This is a genomic window from Rhizobium sp. WYCCWR 11146, assembly GCF_013591995.1.
Taxonomy (GTDB): domain Bacteria; phylum Pseudomonadota; class Alphaproteobacteria; order Rhizobiales; family Rhizobiaceae; genus Rhizobium; species Rhizobium indicum.
The window spans coordinates 1-13,596 of record NZ_JACCEY010000021.1 but is presented as its reverse complement, the minus strand read 5'-3'; the positions used below and the strand labels follow the sequence as shown (position 1 = coordinate 13,596).

At 61.6% G+C, this 13,596-nt stretch carries 12 protein-coding genes, 1 tRNA gene and 1 riboswitch; of the genes, 8 read left to right on the top strand and 5 right to left on the bottom strand.

Annotation, left to right across the window (positions count from 1 at the left end):
- Positions 1 to 117 precede the first annotated feature (117 nt).
- The 5 genes from HX899_RS15775 to HX899_RS15755 are packed head-to-tail and all read left to right on the top strand — an operon-like array spanning position 118 to position 5,540.
- Positions 118 to 1,164 (top strand): UDP-glucuronic acid decarboxylase family protein, encoded by a 1,047-nt coding sequence (locus HX899_RS15775; protein ID WP_138388186.1) that lies wholly within the window; start codon positions 118 to 120, stop codon positions 1,162 to 1,164.
- Positions 1,164 to 2,150 (top strand): UDP-glucose 4-epimerase GalE, encoded by a 987-nt coding sequence (gene galE / locus HX899_RS15770; protein WP_181292797.1) that lies wholly within the window; start codon positions 1,164 to 1,166, stop codon positions 2,148 to 2,150. Before HX899_RS15775 ends, galE begins: the two co-directional genes overlap by 1 nt.
- Positions 2,147 to 4,054, top strand: coding sequence for a glycosyltransferase family 2 protein (locus HX899_RS15765; protein WP_181292796.1), 1,908 nt, complete (start codon positions 2,147 to 2,149; stop codon positions 4,052 to 4,054). Before galE ends, HX899_RS15765 begins: the two co-directional genes overlap by 4 nt.
- 19 nt (positions 4,055 to 4,073) lie before the next feature.
- A complete protein-coding gene (locus HX899_RS15760) occupies positions 4,074 to 5,012 on the top strand; it encodes a glycoside hydrolase family 26 protein (RefSeq protein ID WP_138388564.1) in 939 nt (312 codons plus the stop codon).
- 18 nt (positions 5,013 to 5,030) lie between these two features.
- A complete protein-coding gene (locus HX899_RS15755) occupies positions 5,031 to 5,540 on the top strand; it encodes a DUF995 domain-containing protein (protein ID WP_130763191.1) in 510 nt (169 codons plus the stop codon).
- Between the two features lie 132 nt (positions 5,541 to 5,672).
- Here HX899_RS15755 and HX899_RS15750 read toward each other — a convergent pair.
- Positions 5,673 to 5,746: transfer RNA gene (locus HX899_RS15750), tRNA-Gly, on the bottom strand.
- Between the two features lie 59 nt (positions 5,747 to 5,805).
- The gene (locus HX899_RS15745) at positions 5,806 to 6,900 is read right to left on the bottom strand and encodes a 2'-deoxycytidine 5'-triphosphate deaminase (RefSeq protein WP_018483955.1); all 1,095 of its coding nucleotides are present in this window, start codon (positions 6,898 to 6,900) and stop codon (positions 5,806 to 5,808) included.
- Between the two features lie 73 nt (positions 6,901 to 6,973).
- A riboswitch (SAM riboswitch) is annotated at positions 6,974 to 7,052 on the top strand.
- 42 nt (positions 7,053 to 7,094) lie between these two features.
- On the opposite strand from HX899_RS15745, the gene HX899_RS15740 reads away from it, so the two are divergent.
- Together HX899_RS15740 and apaG are read left to right on the top strand one after the other, a co-directional pair.
- The gene (locus HX899_RS15740; protein ID WP_181292795.1) at positions 7,095 to 8,279 is read left to right on the top strand and encodes an O-succinylhomoserine sulfhydrylase; all 1,185 of its coding nucleotides are present in this window, start codon (positions 7,095 to 7,097) and stop codon (positions 8,277 to 8,279) included.
- Positions 8,280 to 8,638: 359 nt separating this feature from the next.
- Positions 8,639 to 9,031, top strand: coding sequence for a Co2+/Mg2+ efflux protein ApaG (gene apaG / locus HX899_RS15735; RefSeq protein ID WP_003545191.1), 393 nt, complete (start codon positions 8,639 to 8,641; stop codon positions 9,029 to 9,031).
- Positions 9,032 to 9,244: 213 nt separating this feature from the next.
- Here apaG and HX899_RS15730 read toward each other — a convergent pair whose 3' ends face one another.
- From HX899_RS15730 to HX899_RS15720, 3 genes are all read right to left on the bottom strand, one after another.
- A complete protein-coding gene (locus HX899_RS15730; RefSeq protein ID WP_181292794.1) occupies positions 9,245 to 10,237 on the bottom strand; it encodes an Hsp33 family molecular chaperone in 993 nt (330 codons plus the stop codon).
- Between the two features lie 84 nt (positions 10,238 to 10,321).
- A complete protein-coding gene (gene argF / locus HX899_RS15725) occupies positions 10,322 to 11,236 on the bottom strand; it encodes an ornithine carbamoyltransferase (protein WP_181292793.1) in 915 nt (304 codons plus the stop codon).
- Positions 11,237 to 11,278: 42 nt separating this feature from the next.
- Complete coding sequence (locus tag HX899_RS15720) at positions 11,279 to 12,478, bottom strand: aspartate aminotransferase family protein (RefSeq protein WP_027681883.1); 1,200 nt, start codon at positions 12,476 to 12,478, stop codon at positions 11,279 to 11,281.
- 420 nt (positions 12,479 to 12,898) lie between these two features.
- Here HX899_RS15720 and HX899_RS15715 point away from each other — a divergent pair, with 420 nt between their 5' ends.
- Positions 12,899 to 13,432: a GcrA family cell cycle regulator gene (locus tag HX899_RS15715; protein WP_012755911.1), complete on the top strand. Its 534-nt coding sequence runs from the start codon at positions 12,899 to 12,901 to the stop codon at positions 13,430 to 13,432.
- Positions 13,433 to 13,596 lie beyond the last annotated feature (164 nt).

Sequence of the window (13,596 nt, the reverse complement as noted above, 5' to 3'; positions counted from 1 at the left end):
TCCAAAAGAAAAACCGGACGAATAAAATATTCGCATGATCGAACGACTTGGTTTCGCGATATGTCAAAGTAAATATCGAATATCCCATAGCAAACTCTGAAAACACGGGAGGTAGTCGTGAACTATCTTGGCAGGATTCGTGCGCGCTCTGTAAAATCTTCGGCTCGTGATGCAAATTGTCCATCCGGAATACACCACGCTCCCAAGAGAGTTCTTGTCACCGGCGGTGCAGGTTTCCTCGGATCCCATCTCTGCGAGACGCTTTTGGCCTCCGGACACCAGGTGATCTGCCTCGACAATTTTTCCACCGGCATGCGGCGCAATATCACCCATCTGAAGCGAGTCGATCGCTTCAATGTCATCGCCCACGATATCGTCCACCCGCTCGATCTGGAAGTCGACGAGATCTACAACCTCGCCTGCCCGGCATCGCCCCCGCATTATCAGGCCGATCCGATCCATACGACTAAGACCTGCGTGCTGGGCTCCCTCAACCTTCTGGAGCTGGCCGCGCGCACCGGCGCACGTATCCTTCAGGCATCCACCTCCGAAGTCTACGGCGACCCGAACGTCCACCCGCAGGTCGAAAGCTACTGGGGCAACGTCAATTCGTTCGGGCCACGCTCCTGCTACGACGAGGGCAAGCGGTGCGCCGAGACGCTGTTCTTCGACTTCCACAACACGCACGGCGTCGAGATCAAGATCATCCGCATCTTCAACACCTACGGCCCGCGGATGCGTCCGGACGACGGCCGCGTCGTCTCGAATTTCATCGTTCAGGCCCTGACGGGGCAAGACATCACGATATATGGCGACGGTTCCCAGACCCGCTCGTTCTGTTTCGTCGATGATCTCATCGGCGGCATGGTCCGCATGATGGCCTCACCGTCGTCGCTGACGGGGCCGGTCAATCTCGGCAATCCTGGCGAATTCACGATCCGGGAGCTGGCCGAGCAGGTGATCGGATTGACCGGCTCCCGGTCGCAAATCATCCATCGCGCTCTGCCGGTTGACGATCCCCGTCAGCGTCGCCCCGATATTTCGCTTGCCATGCAGGAACTCGACTGGCGGCCGAAGATCGACTTGTCGAGCGGCTTGCGTCAGACGATCGACTATTTCGATGGCGTTCTCACCCGTCCGGCACGCGAACTGGAGGCGGTCTGATGGCTGCGCCCCGGGTCCTTGTCACGGGCGGTGCCGGCTATATCGGCAGCCACACCGCCAAGCTCCTCCGCTCGGAGGGGATTGAGCCTGTCGTCTACGACAATCTCACGACCGGAAACCGTTCGTCCGTGCGCTGGGGCCCTTTCGTCGAAGGTGACGTCCTCGACTCGTCATGCCTGATCGAGGTCATCGAGAAATATGCTCCCGATGCCGTCATCCACTTTGCCGCCTCGGCCTACGTCGGCGAGTCCGTGGAAAACCCAGCGAAATATTACAATAACAATGTCTGCGGTGCATTGTCGCTTATCGATGCCTGCCGGCAGACGGGGCTTCAAAACGTCATCTTCTCATCGAGTTGTGCCGTCTACGGCGTCCCCTCCGTGCTGCCGATCGATGAGACGTTGCCGAAGGCTCCGATCAATCCCTACGGCAAGACCAAGCTGATCTTCGAGCATATGCTCGCCGACTATGCGGCGGCCTACGGCCTGCGGTATGTTGCCCTGCGCTACTTCAATGCCTGTGGAGCCGATCCGGACGGCGAGCTTGGCGAATGGCACGTTCCGGAAACCCATCTCATTCCGCGGGCGCTGCTGGCCGCGGCCGGCCGGATTCCGCACCTGGAGATATTCGGCGATGATTACGATACCCCTGACGGCACCTGCATAAGGGACTATATTCACGTCGCAGATCTCGCGCGCGCCCATGTTCAGGCCTTCACCCATCTCGCCAAAGGCGGAGCAAACCTCGCTGTCAACCTCGGCACCGGGCGGGGTTTTTCCATCAGGGAAGTCCTGCGCGTGATCCAGGAAACGACCGGGTGCGAAGTCCCGGTCGTCATCCATCCACGCCGGCCGGGCGATCCGCCCAGCCTCTACGCCGACGCCAGCCTGGCCCGCGAGACGCTCTGCTTCCAGCCTCGATATTCCGACCTCGAAACCATCGTGCGGACGGCGGCTCCGTTCTTCGGACTGGAGGCGCGCGCGTGACCGAACTTGCGATTACCCAAGCGATGCATGCTCCGGGACCCTCCCACGAGCCGCTTCTTGTCCCGGTTCTGACCGGACATCGGCGGACCGAATATCTGTTCTTGGCGGCCGTATGGGCCTGCGCCTTCGCCTATTTCTGGATCTGGTGGCTGGAGCCGCGCCATCACGTCGGTGCTTTCGGCACGATTACGGTGAGCCTCGTTCTTGCCTGGGTTACCGCTCTGCCGGCCTATTTCATCGTCGTCTTCTATCGGGCGGCAAGACCGAACGGTCCCTTGCGCCTGCCGGCGGGCAGTCGAGTGGCCATGGTCGTGACCAAGGCGCCGGCCGAACCCTTCTCGGTCGTCCGTGAGACCCTGCTGGCAATGCTTGCCCAGGAGGTGGAACACGACACCTGGCTTGCCGACGAAGACCCTTCCCCCGAGACTCTCGACTGGTGCTCCGGGCACGGGGTCCTCGTCTCGACCCGCAAGGGGCGATCCGATTATCATCGGACGTCGTGGCCCCGACGCACGCGGTGCAAGGAAGGCAACCTCGCCTTCTTCTACGACCACTACGGCTACAGCCGCTACGATTTCGTGGCGCAACTCGATGCCGATCATGTTCCCGCGCCCGACTATCTCTTCCATATGCTGCGTCCGTTCGCCGATCCAAAGGTCGGCTATGTCTCCGCCCCCAGCATTTGCGACAAGAACGCTTCCGAAAGCTGGTCGGCACGTGGAAGGCTCTATGCCGAGGCCAGCATGCATGGCTCGCTCCAAGCCGGTTACAATGGCGGCCTGGCGCCGATGTGCATAGGGTCGCATTACGCGGTACGTACCGTCGCCCTCAAACAGATCGGCGGCCTCGGTCCGGAGTTGGCTGAAGACCATTCGACGACATTGATGATGAATGCCGGCGGCTGGCGGGGTGTGCATGCGCTGGATGCCATCGCCCATGGTGACGGCCCCAGAACCTTCAGCGATCTCGTGACGCAGGAATTCCAGTGGTCGCGCAGCCTGGTCATGGTGCTGTTGCGGTACTCGCCCAGCCTCCTCGGCCGGCTGCCGCCCCGGCTCAAGTTCCAGTTCCTCTTTTCGCAACTCTGGTATCCGCTTTTTGCGTTCTTTATGTTGCTCATGTTTGCATTGCCGATCATCGCGCTCGTGCGCGGCCAGAACTTCGTGACGGTGACCTACCCCGATTTCCTGGCGCATTTCGCACCGCTTTCTATCGCTCTCGTGGTGATGGCTTATCGCTGGCGCGCCAGCAGCTCGTTCCGCCCCTACGACGCCAAGATCCTGAGCTGGGAATGCATGCTCTTTCTCTTCGCGCGCTGGCCCTGGGCGCTCGCCGGCACGCTGGCTGCGGTGCACGATTTTGTGACAGGCTCCTTCGTCGATTTCCGCGTCACGCCGAAAGGCCGGTCGGAAGTCGATCTGCTGCCGGTGCGTGTCCTTGCGCCCTACGCTTTGCTGGCGCTCATGGCGGTATTGCCTGCCCTGGCAATCGGCGATGCCGGCGCCTCCAAGGGTAGCTACTTCTTTACCATCCTGAACGCCGCAATCTACTGCGCGCTGCTGTTGGTCATCGTCGGGCGCCATTCGAAGGAAAATACGGTTGCGGCGGCCCCGCGTTTCTACCGTCCGGCGATGGCGACCGTGCTTCTTGCGCTTGTCGCGTTGCCGGGCGCTGCAACCATCATGCGCGGAAAGGATGCGACCGAGGCACTCGCCTGGGGCGGCGGCCGCCTTCAGCTGTTCGAAGAGCGCTACGCCGCCTCCGGTGCAGGCCGGGGCGGGACCGCCCTGCGCACGATCTTCTTCAAACCACGATGGATTTCCGATCCGGAGGAGATCCAACTGAGAACGGATGCCGCTCACCCGGATGTGCGGCCGAGCGTGGAGGAAATACACAATGCATAGCCCATCCAAAATAGCCCTGTTGTCGTTAACCGGCCTGTTGCTGTCGGGAGTCGCGGTCCTGCCTACCGCTCTGGGCAGTTCTGCCGAAGGGCAGCCGCTTGCAATGACGATATCGTCCATTGCGCCGCCGACCAAAATGCCGGTCGTCACGAAGGAGTCGATCACGTTCGGCGCCTATGATCCGCACGGAGATTTAGGCGCCTCGCCCGATTCGAAGATCGAACACCTCTTCCTGCCCTGGGAAGATGTCGATCTGCGCACGCTCGTCCTCGCCGACGATTATGCGCAAGCGCGTGGCCGCACCCTGCTGATCTCGGTCGAGCCCTGGACCTGGTCGACCGGTTCGCGCCAAACCTCGCAGGAACTGCTGCACAGCATCCTCAACGGTTCGCGCGATGCGAACATGGCCGCCGTCTGCTCGACTGCTGCCAAGCTGAAAAGTCCGGTCATCATTCGCTGGGGACAGGAAATGGACGAAACCGACAGCCAGTTCTCCTGGTCGCATTGGCAGGGCGACGATTATGCCAAGGCCTATCGCCGGATGGTGGAGGTCTGCAAGGTCCACCTGAAGACGGCCAAATACATGTGGTCACCGAAGGGCAATGAGGGGCTTCAAGCCTTTTATCCCGGCAACGATGTCGTCGATCTTATCGGGCTCTCGGTCTTTGGCCTGGAGCAATACGACAGGGACAAGACTGGCCGTGACCAGACGTTTGCCGAGCACCTTGCGCCCGGATACGCCCGTGTCGCTGGTTACGGCAAGCCCATCATGGTTGCCGAACTCGGCTACGAAGGCGGCGATTCCTTCGTGCGAAACTGGGCTGAGAGCGTAACGAAACGCTATCCCCAGTTCCCGGCCCTCAGCGCCGTTATCTACTTCAACGACCGTGAAGTCTATCCGTGGCCGGACGGCTATGGCCGCCCCGACTGGCGGGTCGTCCGCGAAAGCATCAATTGAACAACAAGGAACCTGAACATGTCCATGCTTCAAAAAATGTTCCTGGCCGTGGCCCTGACCAGCGGTATCGCCACGGCCGCGTCCGCTGCCGGAACCAATGAGCCTGCGGGGATCGAGACCGCAAAGCCGATGAGCAGCGCGGAAATCTATCGGCTCTACAACCAGAATTCCTGGATGTGGAAAGCCGGCGCCGGCTACTTCTCCGCAAAGGCGCGTCGCTTTACCGCCTGGTCGCGGGAAAATGGCTCGCCGTCCTTCGGCACGGGCCGCTGGTTCATCACGGAGTCGGGTAAACTCTGCTTCAACGCCGACTGGCACGCCAAGACCGGAACGGCGACGGCGATCACCTGCTTCAGCCACCGCAAGAAGGGTGGCCTGATTTATCAGAAACGCGAACCGGACGGTGAATGGTACGTTTTCAAGAGCGCACCGGCACAAGCCACCGACGAATTCGCAAAGCTTCGCCACGGCGACTACGTGAGGTCTCAATTGGGGAGGATTGAGACGAGCGTCAGTAAGACCAAATAAAGGCGAAGCTAGGGGTTGCGCGCGGCCGAGGCGCCATCTGTATCCTTGTAGGAGCCGATGCCTGCGCGCAACCCTTTTCATAAAAGATTGCGAAGCGCCTTCAAAAGGCGGCGAACGGACGGCCGGGGCAGCTGGAGCGGGTGAAGGGAATCGAACCCTCGTATTCAGCTTGGGAAGCTGCTGCTCTACCATTGAGCTACACCCGCGATGATGCGAGATTTCCAACAGATGGGGGCCGCTGTCAAGTCGCGCCGGGTGCAACGCTTCAGATGCGGAAGTGTTTCGAGAGTTTCAGGCCCTGGGCCTGGTAGTTGGAGCCGAGGCCGGAGCCGTAGAGGCTGGCGGGCTTTTCCTGCATATGTTCGTAGACGAGGCGGCCGACGATCTGGCCGTCTTCGAGGATGAAGGGCACTTCGTGGCTGCGCACTTCGAGCACCGCGCGGCTGCCGCGTCCGCCGGCAGGCGCATGGCCGAAGCCCGGATCGAAGAAGCCGGCATAATGGACGCGGAATTCGCCGACCAGCGGATCGAAGGGGGTCATCTCGGCTGCGTAATCCGGCGGCACGTGCACGGCCTCGCGCGAGACGAGGATATAGAACTCATCGGGATCGAGGATCAGCTCGTTACGGCCGCGGCTGTGGAGCGGTTCCCAGAAATCGAAGAGGTCGTGCTCGGCCTTCTTGTCGACGTCGACGACGGCGGTGTGATGTTTTCCGCGATAACCGATCAGGCCGTCCTTGTCTCCGGCGAGGTCGATCGACAGGGCGATGCCGCCGCCGGATACGTTCGGCAGCTTGCTGGCGACCAGCGTCTCGCTCTCATGCAGCTTCAAAAGTTCCGGTTCGCCGAGCAGGGCCTGGCCGACGCGGAAACGGATCTGCGACAGGCGCGAGCCGCGGCGCACGACGATCGGGAAGGTGCGCGGGCTGATTTCGAGATAGAGCGGGCCGGAATAGCCTGCCGGGATCTTGTCGAATTCCTGGGCGTAATCGGTGATGACGCGGGTGAAGATATCAAGGCGCCCGGTCGAGCTTTTCGGATTGGCCGAGGCCGACATGTCGACCGGCAGCGCTAAGCTCTCCATCAGCGGCACGATATAGACGCAGCCGGTTTCGAGCACCGCCCCCTCGGAGAGGTCGATCACGTGCAGGCTCAGCCGGTCGAGCTTGTCGGACACCAGATGCGAGGGGCCTGGCATGAAGCTGGCGCGCACGCGAAAAGCCTTGCCGCCCAAGCGCAGGTCCAGGCTTGCCGGCTGGATCTGGTCGCGGTCCAGCTCCCGCTCGGAGATCAGACGCCCCGTTTCGAACAGCGCGGAGATCGCGCGATCCGCCAGAATTCCCGTTTCGCGAGCCATCATGCCTCATCCATCATTTGCCGCCGACAAAACCAAACTCGGGGAATTGACGCAAGCAGCTAACAGCAGTATTGCAGAATTATCCCGTGGTGATTTGGCCGGTCGGCTTGCAGCCACGTTAAACAAGTGGCTAAAAAGACCGGGTTGAAACCGGTCTGCTTTTGCGACCGGTTTTTTTGTTATGTGAAGGTGATGGCATGAGCAAGACCTGGCGCCCGGCAACCCAACTCGTCCACGGCGGCACGCTGCGTTCGCAATATGGCGAGACGTCCGAGGCAATCTATCTCACCCAAGGCTTCGTCTATGAGACGTCGGAGGCGGCCGAAGCCCGCTTCAAGGGCGAGACGGAGGGCTTCATCTACGCCCGCTACGGCAGCCCCACCAACGACATGTTCGAAAAGCGCATGTGCATGCTCGAAGGCGCCGAAGACGCCCGCGCCACCGCTTCCGGCATGGCAGCCGTCACCGCGGCGATCCTCTGCCAGCTGAAATCAGGCGATCATATCGTCGCCGCCCGTGCTCTCTTCGGTTCCTGCCGCTGGGTCGTCGAGACGCTGGCGCCGAAATACGGCATCGACTGCACGCTGATCGACGGCCGGGATCTGGCGAACTGGGAAAAGGCAATCACGCCGAAGACCAAGGTGTTCTTCCTGGAAAGCCCGACCAATCCGACGCTCGAAGTGATCGATATATCAGGCGTTGCCAAGCTCGCCAACCAGATCGGCGCCAAGGTCGTCGTCGACAACGTCTTTGCGACACCGCTCTTCCAGAAGCCCTTGGAGCTCGGCGCCCATATCGTCGTCTATTCCGCCACCAAGCATATTGACGGCCAGGGCCGCTGCCTCGGCGGCGTCGTACTTTCCGACAAGGAATGGATCGACGAGAACCTGCACGACTATTTCCGCCATACCGGCCCGGCGATGTCGCCGTTCAATGCCTGGACGCTGTTGAAGGGCATCGAGACGCTGCCGCTGCGCGTGCGCCAGCAGACCGAGAACGCGGCAAAGATCGCCGATTTCCTGGCCGAGCAAGGCAAGGTCGCCAAGGTGATCTATCCCGGCCGCAAGGACCATCCGCAGGCCGATATCATCGCCAAGCAGATGACCGGCGGCTCGACGCTGGTCGCCTTCGAGCTGAAGGGCGGCAAGGATGCGGCCTTCGCGCTGCAGAACGCGCTCGAGATCATCAAGATCTCCAACAATCTCGGCGACAGCAAGAGCCTGATCACTCATCCGGCAACGACGACGCACAAGAACCTGACCGAAGAGGCGCGCGCCGAACTCGGCATTTCTCCGGGCACGGTCCGCCTTTCGGCCGGTATCGAGGATACCGATGACCTGATCGAGGATTTCGCTCGGGCGCTCGCCAAGGTCTCGGCCTGATCGACAGATAAACGGCCGGACCTCACCAGGGTTCGGCCGAATCTCATTAAAGCGCGTCGCGATCTTTCAGATTCGCTCCTCGCGCTTTAGTTTTTGTTTTTACGCATGTCGCGCAAAACCGCTGCACACTTTTGCGCGCCATGCTTGGGGTTCGGCCGTTCCGGATCTCACCAAGGTGAGACCGGGGGAACAAGTTTGCCCGCCGTGGCGTTCCGAAACGGAATTAACACTGACAATTAGGCTTAACGATCGAAAGCCCTGGGGATCACAGCCATTTCAGCGATGATAATTGTTCCGTTTCTTGACGGACAGGGCCTCTTATAAGATACGGGTAACATATCTTGACTAAGGTGCAAGGCATGTATCGCGCCCTCACAAGAGAGATCGAAGTAGTCGTCGAGCCGTTCTATCTGGAGGAGCAATCCGATCCGGAAGACGATCGCTATGTCTGGGGTTACCGGATTGTCATCAGCAACAATTCCGGCATAGCCGTTCGGCTGGTCAATCGTTACTGGAACATCACCGACCAGAACGGCCAGGTGGACGAGGTGACCGGCCCCGGCGTCGTCGGCGAGCAGCCGCGGCTCAGCCCCGGCGACACCTACGAATATTCCTCCGGCTGCCCACTCGACACGCCCTCCGGGCTGATGTTCGGCCATTACCAGATGGAAACGGACGACGGCGAGATGTTCGATGTCGACATCCCCGCCTTCTCGCTGGATTCACCAGGGCTGCTGCGCGTGCTTAACTGACGTGTAAGCCACAGGCGGTACGACACCTCGGGCCCACGAGATCGCCGATACCGGCCCCTCATCCGGCTGCCGCCACCTTCTCCCCGTAAGCGGGGCGAAGGGACCATGCCGCCGACCTCTCCGTTCCTCGCCCACCTCTCGCAAGGCACGTCCCCTCGCCCCGTTTACGGGGAGAGGGTTAGGGTGAGGGGCAGCCGTCCATGCGAACTGAGCCTATTCCGCCGGCTGAAGCTCGGCCGGCTCGAAGCGGTAGGTGGTCGAGCAGAATTCGCAGGTGACGGCGATTTCGCCATCTTCCTGGCTGGCTTCGATCTCCTCGGCCGAAAAGCCCTTCAGCACGCCCTTGATCTTGTCGCGCGAGCAGCTGCAGCGGTCGAAGACGGCGCGCGGTTCGTAGACACGCACGCCGCGCTCGTGGAACAGGCGAAACAGCAGCCGCTCGGTGCCAACAAGCGGATCGGTCAGTTCATCGGCATCAATGGTCTCGACCAGCGAACGCGCTTCGAGCCAGGCATCGTCCTCGCCATGCGGGCGGCTGCCGGTGTCGCCGTCGCCGCCGTGAAGATCCGGCTGGCGCATGCGCTCCGGCGCTTCCGGCAGGAATTGGGCGACGAGCCCGCCTGCCCGCCAGCGATGGCGCGGCTTGCCCGCATCGTCACGGTCGAAGAGTTCGGCCGCGGCGAGGCGGACGCGCGTCGGGATCTGCTCCGACTGGCGGAAATAGACGCCGGCAATTTCTTCCAGCGTGGTGCCGTCGAGCGGAACGATGCCCTGGTAAGGCTGGCTGAACTTGCCCTGGTCGATGGTGAAGGCGAGCACGCCCTTGCCGAGCAACTGCTCCGGCTCGGTCTCGCCTGATTCAACGGCCTTGTTGAGCAGCGCCTGATCGAAACGGGCATAGGCGCGGACATTTTCCGGCGTCGAGAAATCGGCGACGAGAAGATCGACCGGGCCGTCGCCCTTGGTCTGCACCGTGAACTTGCCGTCGAACTTTAGCGAGGTGCCGAGCAGCACCGTCAGCACGACGACTTCGGCAAGCAGCCGGGCAACGGGTGCGGGATAATGATGACGCTCGAGGATCGCATCGAGCATCGGGCCGAGCTGGACGGCGCGGCCGCGCACATCCAGCCCCTCCACCTGGAAGGGGACGACATGGTCATCGCCGGCGAAATCGAACTGGCCGAGGGCGGCTGCAGCTTCTGCCATGGCTTTTCACTCCTAGTTTCAGAGCGATGGGCCAGCGTGCCCTTCGCTCACGCGGTCGCGAGTTTGTGACTCGCGACGTCCGGTTCAGATCGCGCCCAGGCACCAAGCAAGAATCGACTTCTGCGCATGAAGACGGTTTTCCGCCTCATCGAAGACCACGGATTGCGGACCGTCGATCACATCATCCGTCACTTCCTCACCGCGATGGGCGGGCAGGCAATGCATGAACAATGCATCATTGCCGGCTTTCGCCATCAAGGCCGCGTTGACCTGATAAGGCTGGAAGACATTGTGACCCCGGGCCCGATGTTCCTGATTCATGGAGACCCAGGTATCGGTCACCACGCAATCGACGCCGGCGACCGCACGGTCGGCATCATGGCAGAGCATGATTTCGGCACCCTCATTGCGGGCCCAGTTCAGATAGTGATCCTTGGGCTCGGAGCCAAGGGGTACGGCCATGTTCATGCGGTAGCCGAAGCGCGCGGCACCCTCGACCAGCGAATGCAGCACATTGTTGCCGTCGCCGGTCCAGGCGATGGTCTTGCCCTTGATCGGGCCGCGGTGCTCTTCGAAGGTCATGATATCGGCCATGATCTGGCAGGGATGGGTGTCATCCGTCAGCGCATTGATCACAGGCACGGTCGCATGCTGGGCCAGCTCGACCAGCCGCGAATGTTCGGTGGTGCGGATCATGATCGCATCGACATAACGCGACAGCACCTTGGCGGTGTCGCCGATCGTCTCGGCGCGGCCGAGCTGCATCTCGGTGCCGGACAGGAACAGCGTTTCGCCGCCGAGCTGGCGCATGCCGACGTCGAAGGAGACGCGGGTGCGCGTCGAGGGCTTTTCGAAGATCATCGCCAGCATCTTGCCGGCGAGCGGCTTGTCGCCCTGGCCTGCCTTGAAGGCCTGCTTGCGGGTGAGCGCATCGTTCATGATGGTTCTGAGATCGGCTGATGTGACTGCCGAAAGATCGAGGAAATGTTTAGGGCTCATATCGTCTTCTTACCTGTGCTGCGCCCGAAGGCGGCAATCTCTTCAAGCCGTCTTCTTGACCTTGGAGGCGCGAATGCTCTCGGCGGCGCGTTCGACGCGGGCAAGACCCTCGCGGGCTTCCTCGGCGGTGACCACGAGCGGCGGAAGAAGGCGGATGACGTTGTCGCCGGCGGGTACGCCGAGAAGATGGGCGGCGCGGATCGCCTGCAGCAGTTCGGCTGAGGGAACGGCAGCCTTGATGCCGAGCAACAGCCCCTCGCCTCTGATATCCTCGATCACATCGGGATAACGATCCTTCAGCGAGGCGAGGCCCTGGCGGAAGACAAGCGCGACATCGCGCACCTGCTGGAGGAAGCCATCGGCCAGGATGATGTCGAGCACGGCGCTGCCGACGGCCATGGCAAGCGGATTGCCGCCATAGGTCGAACCATGGGTGCCGGCCTTCATGCCGGAGGCGGCCTCTGATGTGGCAAGGCAGGCGCCGAGCGGGAAACCGCCGCCGATGCCCTTGGCGACCGCCATGATGTCGGGTGTGATGCCCGACCATTCATGGGCGAAGAGCTTGCCGGTGCGGCCGACGCCGGTCTGGACCTCGTCGAGGATCAACAGCAGATCGTTGTCGTCGCAGAGCTGGCGAAGCGCCTTCATGAACTCAGGCGTGGCAGGGCGGACGCCGCCCTCGCCCTGCACCGGCTCGATGAGGATGGCGGCCGTCGCCTCGGTGATCGCGGCGCGGACCGCTTCGATATCGCCGAAAGCCACCTGATCGAAACCCGGCGCCTTGGGGCCGAAGCCTTCGAGATATTTCTCCTGGCCGCCGGCGGCGATCGTCGCCAGCGTCCGTCCGTGGAAGGCGCCTTCGAAGGTGATGATATGGAAGCGCTCGGGATGGCCCTTGGAAAACTGATAGCGACGCGCCGTCTTGATCGCGCATTCGAGCGCCTCGGCACCCGAGTTGGTGAAGAACACCTTGTCGGCGAAGGTGGCGTCCGTCAGGCGTTTTGCCAGACGCTCCTGTCCGGGGATCTCGTAGATGTTCGACAGGTGCCAGACCTTGTCGGCCTGCTCCTTCAGCGCGCCGACCACATGCGGATTGCTGTGGCCGACGGAGGTGACGGCGACGCCGGCGCCGAAATCGAGATATCGCTCGCCAGTTTCGGTGATCAGCCATACGCCCTCGCCTCGCTCGAACCGCAGCGGGGCACGAGAATAGGTGTCATAAAGCGGCGCGGCTTCAGCCATGGCGCGATCTCCATCAAAGTTGCCGGGCAATGACTCCGGCTAAGGAAACCAGGCCCGAAAAATCAAAAATGCCGCCTTGCGGCGGCGAGTGGCACTATTTCCTTTTCGCGCTGCAATGTCAACAAAACGGCGCCCTTAGCGTATGCAGCACAGGTGTACAGCGGCATTTTCAGTCTTCAACAGGCATTATTGCAGAAATGACACGCAGGGGCAGCAAGTTGGGGAAAACTACGAATTCGATTCATCCGGATTCATGCGACTCTTGTCACGGAGTCAGGCTCACACTAGGTTAAAGATCAATTACTAGACTGCATGCGGCGGAACTAGTCACCAAAATTGATCAAGCGTTTCTTGTTTCGGAGCTCCCGGGACAACGGTGAGGGATTCTGCCATCACCAACGCAAAAGGTGGAGACAGGGCATGAACTGGACAGACGAGCGGGTCGAGAAACTCAAGAAACTTTGGGCCGAAGGACTGAGCGCCAGCCAGATCGCTGCGCAGCTTGGCGGGGTCAGCAGAAACGCGGTCATCGGCAAAGTGCACCGGCTGTGCCTTCCCGGCCGTGCCAAGGCCGGCGGCACCAACACCGCGGCGCGAACGCCGAAGCGCAATACATCGGCGCCGCGCGCGCCGAACTTCGCCTCTCGCATCACCACCCGCACCGTCACCCGCCAGCAGGGCGCGACGATGCTGAAGGAAGAGATCGAGATCGAAACGATCGAGGAAATGGAATACGTGCCGAGAGGCAATGTGGTGGTGCCGATTTCGCGCCGCCTCGGCCTGACGGAACTAACCGAGCGCACCTGCAAGTGGCCGGTCGGCGATCCGCTGAAGGACGACTTCCATTTCTGCGGCTGCGAGTCCCCCGACAATTCGCCCTATTGCGGCTATCACCAGAAGCTTGCCTACCAGCCGGTGAATGAACGCCGCCGGGCGGCGGCGCGGGCCAGCTGAACGCAGGCAACCATCGTTGGAATGCGAAAAACGGGCCGAGTGGCCCGTTTTTTTTATGCGATTTTGGTTCGTGCCGATGGCTGCCCCTCATCCGCCTGCCGGCACCTTTGTAACTTCCCTTTACCCGCTGTTGGCGCTGTAATGCCTATTGCGGTGGTGGATGG

Excerpts from the sequence above, each read along its gene's own strand:
- HX899_RS15730 (WP_181292794.1), bottom strand. The coding sequence starts at position 10,237 with ATGGCAGAAGCTGCAGCCGCCCTCGGCCAGTTCGATTTCGCCGGCGAT.
- HX899_RS15740 (WP_181292795.1), top strand. The coding sequence starts at position 7,095 with ATGAGCAAGACCTGGCGCCCGGCAACCCAACTCGTCCACGGCGGCACG.
- HX899_RS15715 (WP_012755911.1), top strand. The coding sequence starts at position 12,899 with ATGAACTGGACAGACGAGCGGGTCGAGAAACTCAAGAAACTTTGGGCC.
- HX899_RS15745 (WP_018483955.1), bottom strand. The coding sequence starts at position 6,900 with ATGATGGCTCGCGAAACGGGAATTCTGGCGGATCGCGCGATCTCCGCG.
- HX899_RS15720 (WP_027681883.1), bottom strand. The coding sequence starts at position 12,478 with ATGGCTGAAGCCGCGCCGCTTTATGACACCTATTCTCGTGCCCCGCTG.
- argF (WP_181292793.1), bottom strand. The coding sequence starts at position 11,236 with ATGAGCCCTAAACATTTCCTCGATCTTTCGGCAGTCACATCAGCCGAT.
- galE (WP_181292797.1), top strand. The coding sequence starts at position 1,164 with ATGGCTGCGCCCCGGGTCCTTGTCACGGGCGGTGCCGGCTATATCGGC.
- apaG (WP_003545191.1), top strand. The coding sequence starts at position 8,639 with ATGTATCGCGCCCTCACAAGAGAGATCGAAGTAGTCGTCGAGCCGTTC.
- HX899_RS15755 (WP_130763191.1), top strand. The coding sequence starts at position 5,031 with ATGTCCATGCTTCAAAAAATGTTCCTGGCCGTGGCCCTGACCAGCGGT.